16 protein-coding genes are annotated in these 20,593 nt (G+C 33.6%); all 16 read left to right on the forward strand.

The window, feature by feature from the left end; all coding sequences use genetic code 11:
* Positions 1 to 188 precede the first annotated feature (188 nt).
* The 16 genes from CPHY_RS05360 (at position 189) to CPHY_RS05430 (ending at position 20,498) form a co-directional block, all read left to right on the forward strand.
* A complete protein-coding gene (locus CPHY_RS05360; protein ID WP_012199039.1) occupies positions 189 to 1,673 on the forward strand; it encodes an ABC transporter substrate-binding protein in 1,485 nt (494 codons plus the stop codon).
* 16 nt (positions 1,674 to 1,689) lie between these two features.
* Positions 1,690 to 2,598, forward strand: coding sequence for a carbohydrate ABC transporter permease (locus CPHY_RS05365; protein ID WP_012199040.1), 909 nt, complete (start codon positions 1,690 to 1,692; stop codon positions 2,596 to 2,598).
* Positions 2,598 to 3,440, forward strand: a complete 843-nt coding sequence (locus tag CPHY_RS05370; RefSeq protein ID WP_012199041.1) for a carbohydrate ABC transporter permease — start codon at positions 2,598 to 2,600, stop codon at positions 3,438 to 3,440. The genes CPHY_RS05365 and CPHY_RS05370 overlap by 1 nt, the downstream gene beginning before the upstream one ends.
* 21 nt (positions 3,441 to 3,461) lie before the next feature.
* Entirely contained in the window at positions 3,462 to 4,538 is a 1,077-nt protein-coding gene (locus tag CPHY_RS05375; protein ID WP_012199042.1) for a hypothetical protein, read from the forward strand.
* 17 nt (positions 4,539 to 4,555) lie between these two features.
* Positions 4,556 to 5,413 (forward strand): hypothetical protein, encoded by an 858-nt coding sequence (locus CPHY_RS05380; protein WP_012199043.1) that lies wholly within the window; start codon positions 4,556 to 4,558, stop codon positions 5,411 to 5,413.
* A gap of 15 nt (positions 5,414 to 5,428) precedes the next feature.
* Positions 5,429 to 7,624, forward strand: coding sequence for a hypothetical protein (locus CPHY_RS05385; protein WP_012199044.1), 2,196 nt, complete (start codon positions 5,429 to 5,431; stop codon positions 7,622 to 7,624).
* A gap of 126 nt (positions 7,625 to 7,750) precedes the next feature.
* Entirely contained in the window at positions 7,751 to 10,021 is a 2,271-nt protein-coding gene (locus CPHY_RS05390) for a 3-O-alpha-D-glucosyl-L-rhamnose phosphorylase (RefSeq protein ID WP_012199045.1), read from the forward strand.
* Entirely contained in the window at positions 10,021 to 11,286 is a 1,266-nt protein-coding gene (locus CPHY_RS05395; protein WP_012199046.1) for an SGNH/GDSL hydrolase family protein, read from the forward strand. Before CPHY_RS05390 ends, CPHY_RS05395 begins: the two co-directional genes overlap by 1 nt.
* A gap of 128 nt (positions 11,287 to 11,414) precedes the next feature.
* Complete coding sequence (gene pgmB, locus CPHY_RS05400) at positions 11,415 to 12,044, forward strand: beta-phosphoglucomutase (RefSeq protein WP_012199047.1); 630 nt, start codon at positions 11,415 to 11,417, stop codon at positions 12,042 to 12,044.
* 424 nt (positions 12,045 to 12,468) lie between these two features.
* Positions 12,469 to 13,806, forward strand: a complete 1,338-nt coding sequence (locus tag CPHY_RS05405) for a Na+/H+ antiporter NhaC family protein (RefSeq protein ID WP_041704042.1) — start codon at positions 12,469 to 12,471, stop codon at positions 13,804 to 13,806.
* Positions 13,807 to 14,202: 396 nt separating this feature from the next.
* Positions 14,203 to 14,343, forward strand: a complete 141-nt coding sequence (locus CPHY_RS21630) for a hypothetical protein (RefSeq protein WP_157668657.1) — start codon at positions 14,203 to 14,205, stop codon at positions 14,341 to 14,343.
* Position 14,344: 1 nt separating this feature from the next.
* A complete protein-coding gene (locus CPHY_RS05410) occupies positions 14,345 to 15,127 on the forward strand; it encodes a hypothetical protein (RefSeq protein WP_012199049.1) in 783 nt (260 codons plus the stop codon).
* 127 nt (positions 15,128 to 15,254) lie between these two features.
* Positions 15,255 to 15,929 (forward strand): response regulator transcription factor, encoded by a 675-nt coding sequence (locus CPHY_RS05415; protein ID WP_012199050.1) that lies wholly within the window; start codon positions 15,255 to 15,257, stop codon positions 15,927 to 15,929.
* Positions 15,926 to 17,209, forward strand: coding sequence for a HAMP domain-containing sensor histidine kinase (locus CPHY_RS05420; RefSeq protein ID WP_049762305.1), 1,284 nt, complete (start codon positions 15,926 to 15,928; stop codon positions 17,207 to 17,209). Before CPHY_RS05415 ends, CPHY_RS05420 begins: the two co-directional genes overlap by 4 nt.
* A gap of 170 nt (positions 17,210 to 17,379) precedes the next feature.
* Positions 17,380 to 18,135 (forward strand): ABC transporter ATP-binding protein, encoded by a 756-nt coding sequence (locus tag CPHY_RS05425; protein ID WP_012199052.1) that lies wholly within the window; start codon positions 17,380 to 17,382, stop codon positions 18,133 to 18,135.
* Between the two features lie 2 nt (positions 18,136 to 18,137).
* Positions 18,138 to 20,498: an ABC transporter permease gene (locus CPHY_RS05430; RefSeq protein ID WP_012199053.1), complete on the forward strand. Its 2,361-nt coding sequence runs from the start codon at positions 18,138 to 18,140 to the stop codon at positions 20,496 to 20,498.
* Positions 20,499 to 20,593 lie beyond the last annotated feature (95 nt).

Here is a 20,593-nt window from a genome sequence, read left to right on the forward strand (position 1 = left end):
TCAACTTTACATCAATACTAGTATATTTCTTATAATATATCAAGTAAAATTGTATTTATTTATTAAAAATAGATATAAATATAACAACTATTATTAGTTTTTATGTGTGTTTTCGTTGAAAACAAATCACAAACGTGATATATTTAGTAAAAAGTAACATATATTACGAATTTTGAAAGGAGCTTGTGATGAGAAAGAAAAAGTATTTGAGTTTTTTTATGGCTTTAGTACTAATGGTTTCATTAACAGCGAGTTTGGGAGGGTGTAGCAAGAAAAGTGATGAGATTGTAATTTATGTTGATGGAGGAGGGGGAAATGGCAATTTTAATACAACAGCATCAATGGAAAAAACACAGGAAAATCCATACCCGTATAACACATTAGAAGTTTTAGCAAAAGAATACATGGAGTTACATCCACAAGTAAAGATTGTGATTAATAATAATTCATTAAATAGTGATAGAGAAACAGTTGTTTCTTTATTAACAGCTGATGAGGCACCACATTTACTGTTTCAAATATCTCCTGATGAGTTAGCTGATGCAAAAAATGAATGGATAATTGATATGACAAGTTATTTAGAACAACCCAATCCTTATTGTGCTGATGGAGAGCCAGGAGCAAGCAGATGGAGAGAAATCTACAATGATAAAGAACTTTTAGCAACACAAGCTGCAGATGGAAAGTTTTATAAGATATGTTTAGAAAAAATTCCAATCGGTATTTTATATAACAAAAATATTTTTTCAGAAGCAGGTGTTACTAAAAATCCTGATACTTTTGGAGAACTCCTAGAAGTTCAGAAACAAATATATGAGAATACTGGGAAAAATCCTTACTTTCCAATTTATACATGGTATGATATTGTGCTTGAGGTGTCTTTATTTTCAAGATTATTTGATACATATGACGTAATTAAAAAAGATGGATTTATAAGTGCGGAAGAAATTTCTAAAGCCTATGTAGATGGTACATGGGGGATTAGTTCTAATCCAGTAACAGAAGCAGAAAAAATGTATAAAGAATACTTTAAGTTAATGAAAGAAAAGACTAAGTATTATCCAGAAGCATGGTCTTCCTATGTGGCATTAGAGGAGTTCCTGAAAGGAAATGTGGCCATGATAGAGGCTACTGGTGGATATATGGTACAAGCTGCTAATGATACTACGAAAGACTTTGAAGTTGGAGTGTTTGGATTTCCATATGTATCAGAAGATGACTCAGTTTATGGCGGAAATGGTGTATATCGTGGGACTGCAGGTCTGACTACAGGATATTATATTACCAATACAGCTGTAAAGGATGGACCAGAAACGGTTGAGGCCTGCGTGGATTTCCTAAAGTTTTTAACTGCACCAAAAAACAATAATAGATTGATTAATGATTTAGGTCTTGGATTACCATTATCTAAAGATGCTGAAATTATTGATTTATTTCAACCGTTAGTTGATATTTATGAAATCGATGTTGATAATCCAAATCGTTATGATTGGAACGCATTCTGTACTTGGAGTGACTTTGGAAAACAGTATTATGATACTTTTCTTATGACAGTACAGGCATATCAGATGGGAATGTATGATATTGATGAGGCGTTAGACGTAATGGAAACGGCAACAAAAACAGCAGTTGAAGCTATGATAAAAACAAATGGTTGGGTTTTTGAACAGTAAGGAGGCATAAGCTATTTTGCGAGAAAAAAACAAGATTAAACGCAAATATAAGTTAAGAGATTATGAAGCTTTCCTTTGGATTTTGCCAGGTATTGTTTTATTATTAATCTTTTCCTATTATCCTCCGATTTCAGCATTTTTTTATTCATTAACTGACTGGAATGCAAATAGGGCTAACTTTATTGGTTTGCAAAATTTTAAAGAATTATTAACAGATCAAATCTTTTGGAATGCATTAAAAACATCGATATTTTTAACTGTTGTTGGTATTTTAGTGGGTAATATAGCAACGATTTTCTTAGCAGAGCTTTTATTTAACTTAAAAAGAAAAAAAGCAAGCTCAACATATCGTTTTCTTTTTGTACTCCCTTGTTTGGTACCTGGAATTGTCACAATGCTATTATGGAATAAAATTATTTTTGCAGTAAATGAGACTGGACTGGCAAATGCAATTTTAATGAAAATAGGGCTGATTGATAATCCACTTACTTGGTATGCCGGAGATAAAACAGTTCTACTTAGTTTGATTTTAACCAATTTCCCTTGGGTAGCAGGTACTTCTTTTTTGATTTATCTAGCAGGATTACAGGGAATTCCTGAGTCTATTATCGAAGCAGCCGAGTTAGATGGTATCACAATTTTAAAGCGAATTAGATATATAGATTTTGCATACATAAGAGGTCAGATTAAGTACTTCCTCATTTTAGGGTTTATTGGAGGATTGCAAAACTATAGCATGCAGCTCCTTTTTACAAAGGGAGGACCTTTCTATAAGAGTATGGTACCAGGATATTATATCTATTGGCAGGCCTTTAACAATACTAGGTTTGGATATGCTTGCGCTTGTGGGGTTGTTATGTTTGTAATTATTTTCAGTGTTACTATATTTACAAATAAAATGAAATCGTCAGAGGAGGTAATGTAATGAAGCTACAGAAAAAGAAATCCTCCATTGGCCAGTGGATATGTCACATTATCCTATTGATACTTCTATTTCTTGTTATGTTTCCAATATTTTTAATGATAATCAAAAGTTTCAAAACCATAGAACAAGAGATCCACAATCCTTTTGCTGTAACAGTTCCTTTCTATTTTAAAAACTACTCCTTAGCTTGGAAGTACATTAGTGGTTATATTTTGAATACAGTCCTTATTGCTGTATTATGTACGTTAGGAATTGTTACTGTAAGTAGTAGTATGGCCTATGGATTTACAAGATACCAGTTCCCGTTCAAGAATGTGCTTTTTATGCTAGTTCTCTCATTGATGATGATACCAGCGGTTTTAACTTTAGTACCGCAATATTGTATGGTTAAAGATTTTGGACTTATTAACACAAGACTTGGTGTTATTTTACCGACGATTGCAGGATCTTTGCCTTTTGGAACTTTTTTATTAAAAACTTTTTTTAGTGGATTACCAGGTGATTTATTTGAGGCAGCTGATATCGACGGTGCAAATTCAATCACTAAGTTTTCAAAAATTGCATTACCGTTATCAACCCCGATTTTAGCGACATTAGGTTTAACGAGTTTTTTGAATTCATGGAATGATCTTATATGGCCACAACTGGTACTAAGGAAAGAAAGTTTACAGACATTAACTATAGCAATGACTTCATTTACAACCAATTATTATTCTACAACACATAGCTATGCAGTCCCTTTAGCAGGTTATGTAATTGCGAGTGCTCCACTAATAATTCTTTTTATGCTTACTTCAAAGCAGTTTATACGAGGTTTGACCAGTGGAGCGATTAAGATGTAGATGAGAGTAGGAGGAGAGAGATTGAAAATTCGTAACTTTAGTAGTCTTGCTTTGTTAATAGCTACTTCGCTATTATTAGCAGGCTGTAAGAGAATAGAAACAAGTACACAACCGCTAGATACAGAAGTTCAGAAAAATGAAGTAGAGAATAGTGAAGAGGAACTGGGTATGATAAAAGATGGGATAGAAAAAGGGGACATAAAAGAAGTGCAGGTGTTTGCTGATAGAAATTTTAAGAATGGATTTTTTGTAAGATCTCAGACAGATGGAGTTGCAACTCCACTAGGCGTAATTACTTTTGAACAGACGGAGATAGAACCAAGCTGGTCTATCGGTCAGTGGTATTGTGGTTACTATTATCGACAGAACCAAAGTTTATACGATTCTTATAATTTTCTCAAAGCAAAACGGACGGATAATGATTCTAAACATACCTTTGTTGATGCCAGCAAAAAGGTTACTTTAGATACCGAAACAGGTGAAATGTACTTGAGATTAGAGGGAAGTAAGGAATATTTAGAACCAAGAGAGCAAAATCAACCATGGCCGCATTTATTATTTGAATATAATACTGAAGAGCAATTTAAGGTTTCGGAGCTGAAATCACTTCGTTTTAATACAGAATTTACAATTACTAAAATGAAAAGTGGATTTGTTAATGAAGCTCAAATTGATCCTAATTTACATACTGCACAGTTCGTATTTTATATTATAGTTAAAAATACAAATCCTGCTAGTCCTGATTTTAATAATTTTATATGGTTTGGACTAAATCTTTATGATGCGAGGTGGGAGATTGTTCCTGCGTATGCATCTCAAGACTCTGGTAAAGAGATTAATACGGGAGCCTTTATTTACCAGCCAATTTCGTCAACCTATTGCAAGGTTCCAACCAGGGTGGCGGAACAACAGATAATTGATTATGATTTACTCCCACGGATAGAAGATGCATTAACAGCAGCAAAACAAGCTGGGTTTTTAAAAAATACCCATTGGGAAGATTTAAGTTTATGTGGAGGCAATTTTGGATTTGAGGTAACAGGAACTTATGACATTGCTGCTGAAATATCAAAGCTTGATCTTTGGGCAGGAAAATAGTTTAGTTAGGGAGGGTTATGAAACAGATTATAGTTGATTCAGATTTTAAACGTGGATTTGCCTTATGTCATACAGATGGCTTAATAACCAAAAATCCTATTAGAATATTAAATTTTGGGGGATTGGCAGAGGAAAACCCAGTTTGGAAGATAGCGCAATGGTGTAGTCAGTATAATCTTGCAAACGGGACAGAAACTGTATTATCCGATGCTTCCTATGAATACAGAGATAGCAGTAAATACGTTAAAACGCATCGCGGTAAGGGTGTGATTGAATTTGGTTTAAATGCCTCTAAGGAATATAGTCATCCTCGAGCAGAAGGAGAGGGTTGGCCGCATATACTTTTGGAACAAGAATTTGCAACAGATTATTATTGCCGTGATTTGCAACGTTTAGAGCAAGCGGTTGGATTTAGAATTACAAAGTTTAAAAACTATATGAAAGAAGTGGAGCAAACAGATTTGCATACGATCCAATTCCAATGGTTTTTATCAATAGAAAATCGAAACGTGCAATCTAAGGGATACCATGATTTTTATTGGTTTGGTATATCCTATTTTGATTATCCGCGATATAGTTATCCACCAGGTTTCCAGGCTCAGGATGGCGGGAAGGAAGAAAATACAGGTAAATTTATATATATAATTCCTTCTAAGTCTATTTTAAAAAAGCCTGTTATCATAGGCGAGGAAAATTTAATTAGAGCAGATACATTGAAAGAAGTTGAAAATGCATTTTTTGTGGCAAAAGAAAGAGGTTTTTTAAAGGATAGTAACTGGGAGGATATGTGTATTTCCAATATGAACATAGGATTTGAAGTAACCGGAACATTCGAAGTGGAAGCGGTAATAAATGAAATTCAAATAATTGTTTAATGAAGGAGAATAAGCATGAAAAAATTCTGGAAGGTGTTATTGTGTGCATTAGTATCGATTTGCACGGTGTTATCAATGAATGGGGTTTATGTAAGTGCAGAGGAAACGTTTACTGTAAATGATGGAAAGACAACAGATTTCATTGAAGGATGGCCAGGCATGGGGACAATGGGGGCATATGTCAATGAAATAGGCGAAACTGTAATTGGAGCAGATATGCCTATGGGATTTGGTCATAGATTACAAAATTTATATCGTGTTGATTTATATACTCAGGAAATTAACTATACAATGACTGTTCCAGATGGTGCATTAGGATTCTATGCTCTTGTACAGGCAGAATTTATTAATCAGGGTGCATCCTTAGCGTTTGTAATAAATCGTACAGAAGCAGGTACTACCACCTTGTTGATTGGTCAAAGCCATGAAGCAGCAGATCTTACTCTGGTTAAGGGTTTAGAGTTAAAAGATAAAGCAGAACATACCTTGGATATTAAATTTGAAAAAGCAGATGGTGGCGTAGTATTACATATCACGGCAGATGGAAATTCTGAAGATATTATGATTAGCGATGAAGTGCTAGCAGCTTGTTTAGGAACTACAGATGGTTCAATTAATAGTTCTTTAAATCAAATTATTGGTGGATGGAATGGAATAATTGGAACAGTAATTCATTCCTATACTGATGCAAATAGAGCTACTTACATTGAAAGTACCAAATCAGAATTTGAAGAGTATAGTACTAAAATTAATGCTGCCAAAGCTAGTGCTGACAGATTAAATAGTGATTCCAATATAGCAGATTTTGTAGCAGTAAGAAAAGAGGCTGCTCTCGTTGAGATTGCGATTCAACATTCATCTTTACGCAATTATGAGAGAACACTATTAAAAAATGAATTAAAAAAAGTCTATGAGTCAATTGGTAAGCATGGTACAGAAGATACTGATTTTCAAGAGTTAATTATAATAGCTTCCTATATAGAAGTATTTTCAGAAAAAGCTACAGTAAGTTCTTTGGTATCGAAAGAAGATACACAAGCTGCAGAAAATTTAAAGACAACGATTGATTATGATAGATTTCTTGAATATGAAGATAATGAAAAATATGCAGAGTACATAGCAAACGTAAAGTCAAAGTATGCAGATGCAAGAAATAATTTAAATACTGTAAAAGATAAGATTGTCCTCAATGATATTGAAGCATTTGAAACAATGGTAAATGATTTATCAAGTGATGAAAAAATTCAAAAAGCTGGTGATGGTAAGAATATAATTATTTTATCCAATGCATTATTAGCAAATCAAGAGAATTACGGAGAAAGGGTTGCAGCTGCTTCTAAAACTCTTAGTAAGGCTATGAAATCTTATGCTGGAGAGCTTGCTAAATCATGGGATATTTATAATGTATCTTTTGTAAAAGCAAACGAACAAGGTGGTATAGATTTTTCTGCAACGGACTACTATAACGACGATCCAGCAAGTGATGTAGGTATTTCATATCGAGATAAATTAAAGTTAGATGGACTAAGTGTAGAGTTTACTTATAATTCAGGTAACCTTGGCGCGAATGTGTGGTTGGGACTACATTTCTTTAATGAACTAGATGTGATGCATATATCAGAAACAGATAATTATGCAGCGTCTACCGGTATTACTACATTAATTGTTCCTAAGTCAGATTCAACTGATTTTCAAATGGGATACCCTAAATTATATGGAAATTGTCCAATGGAAGGATGGCCGACGGTACCAGTAGGTACTATAGGAACTAAATTCAAATTAGAGTTTAAGAAAAATGCTGATGTATATGAAGTATATGTGACAGCAAATGATGGTGAGAGCACACTTTTGCATAAAATGGATGCAGAAGTCTTAGAAACATATCTTACTAATGGAGAAGGGTATTTGAATATAGGTTGCTGTGATAAGGACTTAGGCCAATGCAGTATAACGCTTCATACGATCAATGGTAAACCAGCTTCATCCTTAGTAGCTACTAATGTCTATGTAGATACAGAGGATGTAGTGGAAAAGGGAGAAGAGACAACTCCAGTACCAACTAGTAACCCAGAAGAAAATGAAGTTATTTCAGAAGAAAATGTCATAAAAGACAAGGGGAATGTTCTTATACCGATTGTAATTGTTGTGGTAGTTCTTGTAGTGAGTTGTATTGTGATTTTTGTATTGAAGAAAAAACAGAAGAAAAATTAGTTCATACAATTTCGTGCTAATAAAGCTGTTAATACGAAGACAGTCTATAACACATCTTGTAATTCAAAACTGAAACTGTTAGAGAATACCTTTAACAGTTTCAGTAATAACTAATCGAGGGTGCTTATGTTAATTCATGAAGATAATAGATATATAGTTGAAAAAGAATATAATCTAGTTACAGAGCCACAAAATGCTTCCCTTTTTACAACGGGGAATGGATATATGGGGGTTAGAGGAAGTCTAGAGGAATTTGGATCGACTAGAATACAAGGTAGCTTTATTCGAGGTTTTGTTGATGAAATAATCGAAGTAATAGAGCCTTTTTGTGATAATGAATATATGAAAAAGTATTATTTTGATGAGGAGAAATTGAAGAAATTTGATAAGCAAATTTCATGTATTAATCTTGTCGACTTTCTTTTAATACGTTTTCGTATTGGTGATGAGATATTTTATCCATGGGAAGGTGAAATCTTATCTTGGGAGAGAAGGCTCGATACTTCTCAAAGCATATTCCAAAGAAGTGTAACATGGAAAGATAAGATGGGTAATATAACTGTTTTTGAATTTGAGCGCTTTGCGTCCTATGATGAAGAACATCGATACTGTATGAGAGCAATGGCTAAGCCACAAAATCATTTTTTACCAGTTGAAATTATCTCTGGTATTGATACAGACGTGAGAACTGGTGGACAAAGAGTTTTACAGTTTATTAATAATCAAATTTTGAATAATGGTTTGATTTCTTGCTTTCAATCAGGGAAAAGGTACGGTATTACTTGCAAGATTGCTGTTAAAAATTCTTTTTTTATGGATGGAAAACTACAGCATTCTATAGGTGAACAGCAAGAGAATTTATTGTTAAACAAAGCATTGATGCCAGGTGGAGGACGTGAGTATTGCGTTGAAAAAACTATCTACCTTACGACGGACAGGGATTGTGATCCACTATTTGATACAATCGATACAGTATTGTTAGATGTTGGTACATATGATGCTTATAAAGAGGCCCATATCAGAGAATGGAGTCAATTTTTTTCAAATTTTGATATAAAGATTTTGGGTGATGATCGAAAGGATGCACAGTTGCGTTTTGCAACCTATCATGCAGTAATTACTGGGGACAGAAATAATAGTATCCATAGCCTCTCAGCAAAAGGTCTAACTGGCGAGCGGTATAATCAGTTTGTATGGTGGGATTGTGAAATATATCAATTACCAATTTTCATCCATGCTTTTCCTGAAGTAGCAAAACATGCTCTTATTTATCGTTATGATAGATTAGAAGAAGCGAGAGAAAATGCTAAGTTAGAGGGGTGTAAGGGTGCTAGATACCCTTTCGTATCTTCTTTAGAGGGAAAGGAACATGTCTGGATTTATGCTAGGCATCCATTTTTGCAAGTTCATATTACTGCTGATATTGGGTTTGGTATCATTAATTACTTTATAAACACACTTGATTATGAATTTATGGAGCTCTATGGATTTGAAATGCTTTATGAAATCTGTCGCTATTGGGTCAGTAAAGTCATATTAAAAGATGGTACTTATCAATTACTAGGGGTTACAGGGACAGATGAACATCATCCATACGTAGATAATGATGCATATACAAACTATATAGTGCAATATGTTCTTCAAGAAACAATACTACTTGATAGCCAATACTCAAGTACAAAAGTAAGAGATAAAATAGGAATAACAGTTAATGAATTAAAGGATATTGAGCAAGTTTCAAGATTGTTATATTTACCGTTAGAAAAATCAGGTTTGATTCCCCAATTCGATGGATATTTTGACTTAAGCAGAGATTTAGAGGTAGATGGAAGCGGTACAGGTAAAAATTTTCAAATGAAACAAGCAGGCTTATATCATAAGAGTCAAGTCATTAAGCAACCTGATGTTATGCTTTTATTTAGTTACTTAAATTTTGAAATTAAGAATAGCAGATATGAAGAAAATTGGGATTATTATGAGAAAATGTGCGAATCGTCTTCTTCCTTAACGTTTCCAGTTCATGCAATTTGTTCTGCAGATGCGAATCGTATGCTTTCCTTTTTAAATTATTTCAATGAAACAGTAAATATTGATTTATTAGATATCCACCATTGTGCTTGGCAGGGTGTTCATGCAGGGTGTTTATCAGGTGCTTGGTATGCGATTTTTCGAGGGTTGATGGGAATTGTTACAAGAATTGATTGTATACAAATTAATCCGAAGTTAATTCCTTTTTGGCAAGGAGTAGAGCTTTCTTTTATCTATCAAACAAAAAAAATTAAGGCTACTTTAAATGGGAATGTATTTACTTTAGGTAGTGAAGATAAGAAAGAAATCTCGGTTTATTTTCAAGGAAAAAGATATGCTTTTGTTGACAGATTGGAGGTATCCTTCTGATGGTGAGAAAGGGAACAATACTTTTTTTACCAGTATTAATCTTATGTAGTTTAGTTAGTGGCTGTAATAGGAAAGAAAACAAGATAAATGAAAATAATGAAGTGTCTATGGAAAGTGACTCCTTGACATTAGGAGGTGAATGGAATGTGGAAGATCGTGTGAAACCACTTTGGAGTACAAAAAGAGTAGAAGAAGAAAGTGTGATGTTAGTTTCAGTTGATGGTGCAATGCCTTGCGGTAATTTGATTTTTAAGCCTACTAAAATTATAAGTGTGTATACTTATGATATGATAATGGGCATTAAGAGAGAATGGAAAGAAGGAGAGGACTTTGTTATAGATGATAATCAAATCACAGCACTCAGTGAGGATATACCATCTATGACATCAAAACAGGTTTTAGGGGAAGAGCGAATTCCAGGTTTTAATTATTCGGATATTCCTAGTGTTACAGCGGGACTGTATTTACCATTTACGGAGGGTACTGAAATTATATCTAAACAGATTTATGTAACTTATGAGCATGAAGATGAATTTCTTGGTCATGTACCAACGTATGCTCTGGAAAAATTACCACGAACGAAAGAAAAACTTAGGAATAAAGGAGAACTTCAATTATTTGTCTATGGAGATTCTATTTCAACAGGTGCAAATAGCACAGGGTATCTGAATGTCTATCCTTATAAAGACAGTTGGCCTGATATGGTTGCAAAAAATCTAAGCAGACACTATGATACGGAAGTTGTTTTATTGAATAAGGCTGTAGGTGGTTGGACAAGTGAAAATGCTATTAAAAGTACAGAGTCTACAGGTTGGGTTAAGGGGAAAGAAATTAAACAATCAGGTATTAAGGGAACACTTGGTGAGATGCCAGATTATTATCCTGATCTAGTTATCTTAGGTTTTGGTATGAACGATGCTACACTTGGAGTTGGAAAACAAGAGTATAAATTATATATGAATAAAATAATTAAAACAATACGAGAGCGTAATAAGGATTGTGAATTTATTTTGTTAGGAAGTATGTTAGCAAATCCAATGGCTATCAATCAATCAAAAAATCAAATTTCTTATTTTAAAATATTAGAAGAAATTGTGGAAGAAAATGAAGGAATTGTTGCTGTTAATATTGGCCAGATACATCAGGATTTATTAGATGCGGGCAAGGGTTATTTAGATATGACTAGTAACAATGTCAATCATCCAAATGATTTTTTTGCAAGTTGCTATGCTATGAGTATCTTGTCATTATTAATTAGCCATTAATGCTTGTCATTATCTTTATCCAATACCAAAACAACTCCGTATATAGAGTAAATCATTTTAGGAAAGACAGATAGGAATAACAAAGTCATAGACAAAAATCTCTAGATTCAAAAGAAAGGGGGGAGAATATGAAAGGTTTTATATTTGATTTAGATGGCGTGATATGCTCGACTGATGAATATCATTACGAGGCATGGAAAGTGCTTGCTAAAAAACTAGGAGTTTCCTTTAGTCGGATGGATAATAACCGACAAAGAGGGGTTAGCAGGATGGAAAGTTTAGAAGTGTTACTTGAAAAGTCAGAGAAGTTGTTTACAGAAGATGAAAAAGTCACATTGGCGGATTATAAAAATAAGATATATCAATCTCTACTAAATAATATGGGTGAAAAAGATTTAAGTTATGAAGTAAAAGATACGCTTGATAGATTACGAGAGAAAGGGTATAAACTTGCTATAGGTTCCTCGAGTAGAAATGCAAAAATAATTTTAGAGAAAATAGGATTAGATAATTATTTTGATGCAGTATCAGATGGAAATAATATAACAAAGAGCAAACCAGATCCGGAGGTCTTTATTAAAGCAGCTGAATATATGAATATTCCGTGTGAACAGTGTTATGTTGTTGAGGATGCTAAATCTGGTGTTGAAGCAGCTATTGCCGGAGGGTTTAAAACAATAGCAGTTGGGGATGCTATTAAGTATAAGATTGCAGAGTATAACCTTAACTCGTTTCAAGAATTATTAAAAATAGTATAATATAAGATATTATGAGAAACCGTAACAGGATGTCTGTAAGACATATGTGATGGTTTCCTTTTTTTTATACAAAATAAGAGGTAATATTTTATGTTGTTATTAATATACTTGCGTGATAGGTAAGGGTCTGTTGATTCAAGAGATATAAGAACAAATAGGAGTGAAGCGAATTATCGTAAACCCGAGAAAGATAACGAAAAAGAGAAAAGCTTGACGAAAAGAGTTTGACAAACAGAAGCATTTCCTAGTAATATAATAAGTATTGATAAGAACCGTTACAAATCATTAACCTGGTTTGTGACGGTAAATTTATGTATTAAGGTACCTTATTGTGCGTAACCTATCAAGCAATGAAAAATAGAAATATTTTTGGTTCATAGGAATGTAGGTGATTAAGGTAAGGGAAACTACAACAGAGTACTTGATAGGAAAGGAGCATCTTGTGAGACAGGGTAAATTAAGTGGTTTACTCCCAATAGGAGTTTTTTTGATATTATTTATAGGTAGCGGAATTTTATTTCAAAATTTCTATGCAATGCCTGCCATTGTTGCGTTTTTAATCGCACTTGCTGTAGCATTGATTCAAAACCCGAAAAAAAGCCTAAATGATAAGCTACGTGTTGTGACACAAAGTATGGGAGATGAAAATGTCATGACAATGTGCTTGATATTTATACTAGCTGGGGCATTTTCAGGTGCGGTTCAGGCAGCAGGAGGAGTAGAAAGCACGGTGAATTTTGGATTATCCATTATGCCACCGAGTATTGCAGTAGCAGGGATTTTTATTATTGCTTGCTTTATCTCGGTCGCAATGGGGACAAGCGTTGGTACAATTGCAGCATTAACACCAATAGCGGTTGGAGTTGGTGATAAAACTGGATTTTCTATGGCAATGTGTATTGGTGCTGTAGTTTGTGGTGCTATGTTTGGAGATAATCTTTCTATGATTTCTGATACGACCATTGCTGCTACGAAGACACAAGGTTGTGAAATGAAAGATAAGTTTAAAGAGAATTTTTGGATTGTATTGCCAGCTGCTATCGTTACAATTATTCTATTTCTTCTATTAGCAGGGAAATCCGATTATAATATTGTTGGTGATCTAGATTATAATCTATTTCGAATTATACCATACTTGGTCGTTCTAATCGGAGCTTTAATTGGTTTTAATGTATTTGTTGTTCTTTTGCTTGGAACATTATGCTCTATTCTTGTTGGGGTATTGAGCGGAACAATTCCATTTGCATCGATATTTACCGTAATAGCAAGTGGTACTGATGGCAAAGGTGGTATCATGAGTATGTATGATATCACAGCAATTTCTATAGTGGTTGCAGGTATTATAGGCTTAGTGAAGGAAAATGGAGGTATTGATTATATCTTATCCTTAATTAAGAAGCGAGTAAAAACAAACAAAGGGGCTCAACTTGGAATAGCAGCGTTAAGTTCCTTAGTAGATATTTCTACTGCAAATAATACCATTGCGATAGTTATGGCTGGACCAATTGCCAAGGATATTTCGGAAGAGTTTGATATTGAACCAAAAAGAACAGCTGCATTACTTGATATCTTTACCTCTGTTTGGCAAGGAATCATTCCATATGGAGCACAGCTTTTGTATGCGAGTGCAGGTGCAGCAGCTGTTGGTATTGCAATTACACCAATGGAAATAATACCATATCTCTTCTATCCTATACTTATGGGGGTATGTGGAATTCTTGCAATCCTTTTTAGTAAATCCACACGATCAAATAAAAATTGAAAAGATAAGATAGGTTACAAGGAAATTATGAAACATTTCTTTATAAATGTTCTACTTGATGTGAGGATACTCACACCTGAAAAGAAGTCAAATAAACTTTATCCATGAATTCTGTTATGAATATTGTAGAATGCTTTCAAATGATAGAGTTGTAGGGGACATTTCTTGTACAATTTCAAAAAAGTGATATAATTTGAAATGTAAAGGCTGAATAAATGCCTCATTTTCAAGGTGTATCACTTTTTTATGTTGAATGTATGTAGGCTATGAATGAAATAAGTGTAGAATTTTATCGTTTTTAAACGTCGGCCTATTTTTGGAAAAGTGATGAGTGTTACATCAATTCACGAGCATTCAGCATTTGAGGATTGATTAGATTTTTATAAGAGGGTGATTGTGGCAGAAGAGAATGAGTTTCCTGATAGAATTAGTGAAATAGTGGAGATGAAAAATATAGAAAAAATGGCGAATAGTACTGATTACGTTTATTTGATTTTAATAAATTCTTACAAATATAATAGTAGTAGGAGAAAATGAAATGAAGTACATAGGAATTATAAAACGATTATTAGGAATTAATATGTTTAACAAAAGAAGAATAAAAAAAGATTACCGTAAAATTGAAAAATGCTTCTCCAAACATCAAAATTATTGTGAAAAACAAAAAAATATGAAAGATCAACTTGAGAAAAATTATAATGAGACAGAGAAAAAAGATTATTCTGAGAAAGAATTACTGAAACGATTGCAATATTTGCAAAATGGATTGGGGCTGTATCAGTCTTTTTATATATCTGTTATCACAGGTGCGATTTTTTTAACATTATCTTTATGTTTACCAGGTATGATGCAGATAACATTAGATTACGAAAGCAAAATAGCACAGCATAAATATCTATTAAACAACGATGAATTTTATGCTGAGGGTTATAAGCAAGGGATAATTGACATGAAGCAAGATAGTGGAAGCGAATATATCACTTCCTCGATAGATTTTGATGTATTGCATGAGCGACAAGTGAATCTATATTTCGACGGATATAATTATGCACAAAATGATGGTTATGGTTATTCTTCATTTAATCTCATAATTTTGATAATAATCGCTTATTTGGGATTCACAATATACATATATTGTCAGTTGAAGTCACAGCAAAATGCTTTCAATAAATACCAAACAAATGATTTTGAAATTGACCTAATAAAAAAGAAGTTGGGCATAGTTAAAAATGAGACTAAACATTATAGGGTAAAACTGAAAAATCAAGGCCGAAAGGTAAAGGTGAGTGTTGATGAGATAGAAATCGTAGAGGAATTGTGAGGTAGTTCATCAAGAAGAAGGCAACAACCGTTTTTCTAAAATGAGTGACCTACTGGTGGTTTGGCGGAATTGGACAGTTTCTTACTATATTATTAATTGAATCCAAAGGGGGAATGGGGAGGTAATCATGACATATACATGTCTGGTGGTAGATGATGAGAAGGAGTTAGCTATCGCAACCTGTGAGTATTTTAATATGTTTGGTGTATCAGCAGCCTATGTGACGAATAAACAGGACTGTCTTAAGTTTCTTAAGGAGCATGAGGTTAAATTGATTTTATTAGATATCAATTTACAAGAGGATAGCGGTTTTTTATTGTGTAAAGAGATACGTGAATTTTCTGATATTCCAATCTTTTTTATTAGTGCAAGACAAAGTGATGATGACATCTTAATGGCACTTAATATCGGTGGTGATGATTATATTAAAAAACCATATGCGCTTAGTGTATTACTTGCTAAGGTTAAGGTGGTATTAAAAAGGCTTGAGGATACGAAAGAAAGACTGCCAATGCAATCGGGAAGAATACGAGTAGATGTAAAAGCTAGAAAAGTATATGTGGAAGATATGGAAATAGAGTTAAAAAATAAAGAGTTTAAGTTGTTTCTTTATCTATTTCAACATCCAAACATCGTTATAACAAAGGATGAATTATTTGCAAATGTTTGGGGTGATGCATTCTTTAGTGACGGTACGCTAAATGTACATATCAGAAAGCTAAGAGAGAAAATAGAAAAAGATCCAAATAATCCGGAAATCATTAAGACAATCTGGGGAACAGGATATCGGATGGAATTATGAAACTGAAACGGTGGATGATTGGAATAACCTTATTCTTAATTGGGTGTTATATGATAACGATTGGATATCTTATGAAGCAAAAGGTATCAAAATTAGATATTACCCAGATGAATGCGATTGCAAAATGTGTTGAAAAAGGCCTCCAAGAAGGAAACTCAGTCTCTGATATAGAGAATACGAAGATAGAAAAATCTAATTATGATTTTAAAATTATCCTCTGCAATAATCCCGAATATGATAAAACGATATATAAAGGTTTAGCTGATAGAACTACGATAATGGACATAAAAAGTGGTGATACAATGATAGGTAAGATTTTATTTCCACTTGATACCATGGCAGAGGAAGCTCTTAGAAATCACTTGCTTCGGATGAGTACAATATTGTTTGGAAGTCTTTTATTGTTTATCTGGGGATTAGGTGCATTTGTTTATATTCGTTTTGTAAAGCCATTTATAAGTCTTAAGAGTTTTGCCACCAGAATTGCTGCAGGGAATCTGGATTTTCCACTACATATGCAAAAAAAGAATTATTTCGGTGCCTTCACAGAGAGTTTTGACATCATGAGAGAAGAGCTAAAAGCATCAAGATTAGGAGAATATGAGGCGAATAAGAGTAAAAAAGAGCTTGTTGCCAGTCTCTCCCACGATATAAAAACGCCCGTTTCCACAATAAAAGCATATTGTGAATTAATAACTGTAAAAAGTAACGAGGAAGATACCATACGAAAGGTTCAAATTATTGATGAGAAAGCGGATATGATTGATCATCTCATCAGTGATATGTTTCATGCAACATTAGAGGATTTAACTGTTCTAAAAATTATCTGTAAGGAAGAAATGAGCACAATTCTTGATGAAATTCTGGAGCAGATGAATCATTATAGTAAGATACATAAAATCAATCCAATTCCAGAATGTTTGATTTATTGCGATGCTTTAAGACTAAGCCAAGTGATTGATAACATCATCAATAATTCTTATAAATATGCAGGAAGTAAAATAGAAGTAAGCAGTAAAGTGGAACAAGAGTATCTAAAAATAACCATTCGTGATTTTGGGGAAGAGGTCGAAGAAAGTGATCTGCCTATGCTATGTGAGAAATTCTATCGTGGTAAGAATAGCTCGAAAACGAATGGTTCTGGGCTTGGATTATATCTAGCGAAACAGTTTATGGAAGGGATGAAAGGGAGCCTGGAGGTATATTGTGAGCAGGGCTTTGTGGTTACCTTATATCTTCGTTTGGGAGGATTAGGTGCCAAAGATTTAAGAAACAGATAAGGATTTCATAAGGAACGGAAAAAGACTGTTTAAGGTTCCAAACGTATAATGTAGTTATCAGTAGTTGCTTTTCAATCTGATAAAAGGTGCGTTTTTTGCACCGTCAAACGGATTATTGAAACATACTTTTGTTTCAATAATTTAGTCAATATTATATGGAGGAATGAAGGATGCCAACTATTTTAGAAGCGAAAATGTTATGTAAAACATTTTCGACTGGAAGTATACAACAGCATGTGTTAAAGAATCTTAATATCCAGATAAAAGAAGGAGATTTTACTGTTATCATGGGGAGTTCCGGATCAGGAAAATCAACTTTACTGTATGCATTATCCGGTATGGACCGTCCAACGCTTGGTGAAATTATTTTTCGAGACACTAAGATTAGTCAATACTCCAATGATAAACTAGCTGTATTTCGGAGATCTCATTGCGGATTTATCTTTCAGCAGATTTATTTAAACGAAACGATGAGTATTCTAGATAATATTTTAGTCAGTGGGTTACTGGTAAGTAAAGACCGAAAGACTATCACTAAGAGAGCAAAGGAGTTACTTTCGGATGTTGGTTTAGATGAAAAATGTTATAATAAGTTCCCTTCCCAGCTATCTGGTGGAGAGGCACAAAGAGTTGCAATTGTAAGAGCATTAATAAATGAACCGGAAATCGTATTTGCTGACGAACCAACCGGTGCGCTTAACTCTGAGAATGCTACTCATGTCTTAGATGTAATGACAAAGATAAATGAAAATGGTCAATCCATTGTTATGGTTACTCACGACATTAAGACTGCAAGAAGGGCAAATCGTATTCTTTACCTGAAAGATGGTGTGATACTTGATGAGTGTAACTTAGGTGTTTACAAGAAGAATGATCCTGATCGCCACGCCAATCTACATGAATTCTTGCAGAAAATGGGGTGGTAAGTATGAAGCTATTTTTGATTGCAAAGAACAATATCAAAAGTTCACTCGCTACCTCTATTATATTGGTTCTTTTAGTTATACTGTCCACTTTCATGATGTATACAGGAATAGGGATAGAGAGTCAGCTTAACGAATTTGTTGATGAAAAAAATGATAGGCTTCAAGGTGCTGACAGTACTGTGATTGTTGGAAATTCAAGCTTAGATAACGCGATTACGATACTTAACCAAAGGAAAGACGTTGACCAATATGAAGTTCATGACAGTATCTATTATACCTCACCGAAGATTATTAATAAAACTAAGCAGGATAAGGAAAAAAATCTGATTACGATTGTTTTAAATGCAAGTGATTCTTATAATATTAGTCAGATTCCAATTCTTGATGAGACCGAAGAAAAATTAGAAAATGGGATTTTGGCACCTTATATCTTAAAAACTGCTGATCATTATGAAACTGGTGATGTGATTGAGATTACTGTTGAAAATCGGACTCACACTTTTGTAATTGCTGGATTTTATGAAAATGTTATTTTTGCTACACCAAGTAATGTTTCGATGTATCAGTTTTTTGTTAATGACTCTGATTTTCAAACTCTTAGAGAAGAAGTGACGGATAGTGCAAAACAAAGTGTTATTAATATTCGTCTGGATGGAACCAGCAGCGAAGAATTTGAGAGAAGCTTTGGGCTTCAATTTAAGAGTATGGTAACGGGAGAGAATGATTATTTACAGATCTTAGCTTATGACACATTTAAAGAAGGTACAACGATGTTTGTTAACATTCTTATGGTCATATTAATAGCATTTTCCCTGATACTTTTAACAATTGCTTTGGTAGTAATCCGATTTTCGATTATTGTACATTTGGAAAAAAATATAAAAAATATTGGGTCCCTCGAGGCAATCGGTTATACAACGAGACAGATAAAATACTCTTTATTACTTGAATTCATAATGCTCACGTTAGGTGGTATTCTGATAGGGTTAGTTGTAGCAATTGCAGCTTCTTCGCCAGTTGGTAATATTATATCAGCATCGATTGGACTACAATGGAATGGGCATATTAGCAATCTAGGTATTATTTTTAGTTTTCTTATAAATCTGCTTCTGATTCTTATTGTCACCGCTATGACTGCAAGAAAATTAAAAAGAATTACTCCTTTGGTAGCCCTCCGTAGTGGTATAGAAACACATAACTTTAAGAGAAATTATCTTCCGCTAGAAAAATCAAAACTTAACCTTAACTTTTCTATTGGTATGAAAGGACTTTTATTCAATAGAAAACAAAACATTGTTATGTCGGTGATTATTTCTCTTTTAACATTTGCTTGTGTATATGCAATTGCTATGTATTATAATTTTGTAATTGATGATACCGCATTACTAAATTTAGTCGGGATGGAAACCTCAGAAATTCAAATGTCAATAGATGCAAAAGACTATGACAAGGTTATTCATCAAGTAAAGGAAATGGATGAAGTTATTAAGGTTTATGACTACATTTGGGAGGATATGCTATTAAAAAATGGAGAGAAGGAAAGCCAGGTACGAGTTGAGGTGACGGATGATTTTTCGTTGCTTGAGATAAAAACATTAGTAGCTGGTAGACTTGCCGAATATGATAATGAGATCGTGATTAGCAATAAAACATTAGATGACCTTGGATTAGAGCTAGGTGACAGTGTCACAGTGTCCTCCTTTGGGAGTGAAGAGCAATATTTAATCGTTGGTGTGAAACAACATATTAATGGGCTTGGAAAGGGTGCCAGTCTAACAACAGAAGGTGTGAAGAGACTAAGACCAAATTATAAGATAACGATGGCTTCCATTTATCTAGCAGATGGAGTGGATGTAAAAACCTTTATTAAAAAACTAAATGATGAGTTCACTGATATTGATAAACTAATTATTAATCTAGAAGATTCAATTAACACAGTTATGGAATCATTTAACGGTTCAATTTCGACACTTTGTATCGTGTGTGGAGGTATAACAGCAATCACGGTAGTATTGATTTTGCTTCTTTTAATTAAAGTAAAAATTATAAAGGAGCAAAAGCAATATGGTATCTATAAAGCACTTGGATACACTACTTCTCAACTTATGCTGCATGTAGGATACAGTTATTTGCCAGTGATCTTACTTGGAAGTTTGATTGGATTAGTACTTGGTGTTCTTATGTCAAATCCTATTACTCGTTCGCTACTTGCAAGTAATGGCATCATGAAGGTTAACTTTATTATGCCATATCAATATATTGTTTTCATTCCTCTTGGTATTATCCTAGTTTCAGCGATAACGATATTGTTGTCGTCACTCAGAATTCGAAGTATAACGCCTACAAAACTGTTTGATCAATAAGATAATTCTTCTCTTAAAAAAATAATGTACAAAAAGGTACCTAAATTTGGTTTGTAAAGCCATCTTAAGGTACCTTTTTATATTACAAATACTAT

This window comes from Lachnoclostridium phytofermentans ISDg (genome assembly GCF_000018685.1).
Classification (GTDB): Bacteria; Bacillota; Clostridia; order Lachnospirales; family Lachnospiraceae; genus Lachnoclostridium; species Lachnoclostridium phytofermentans.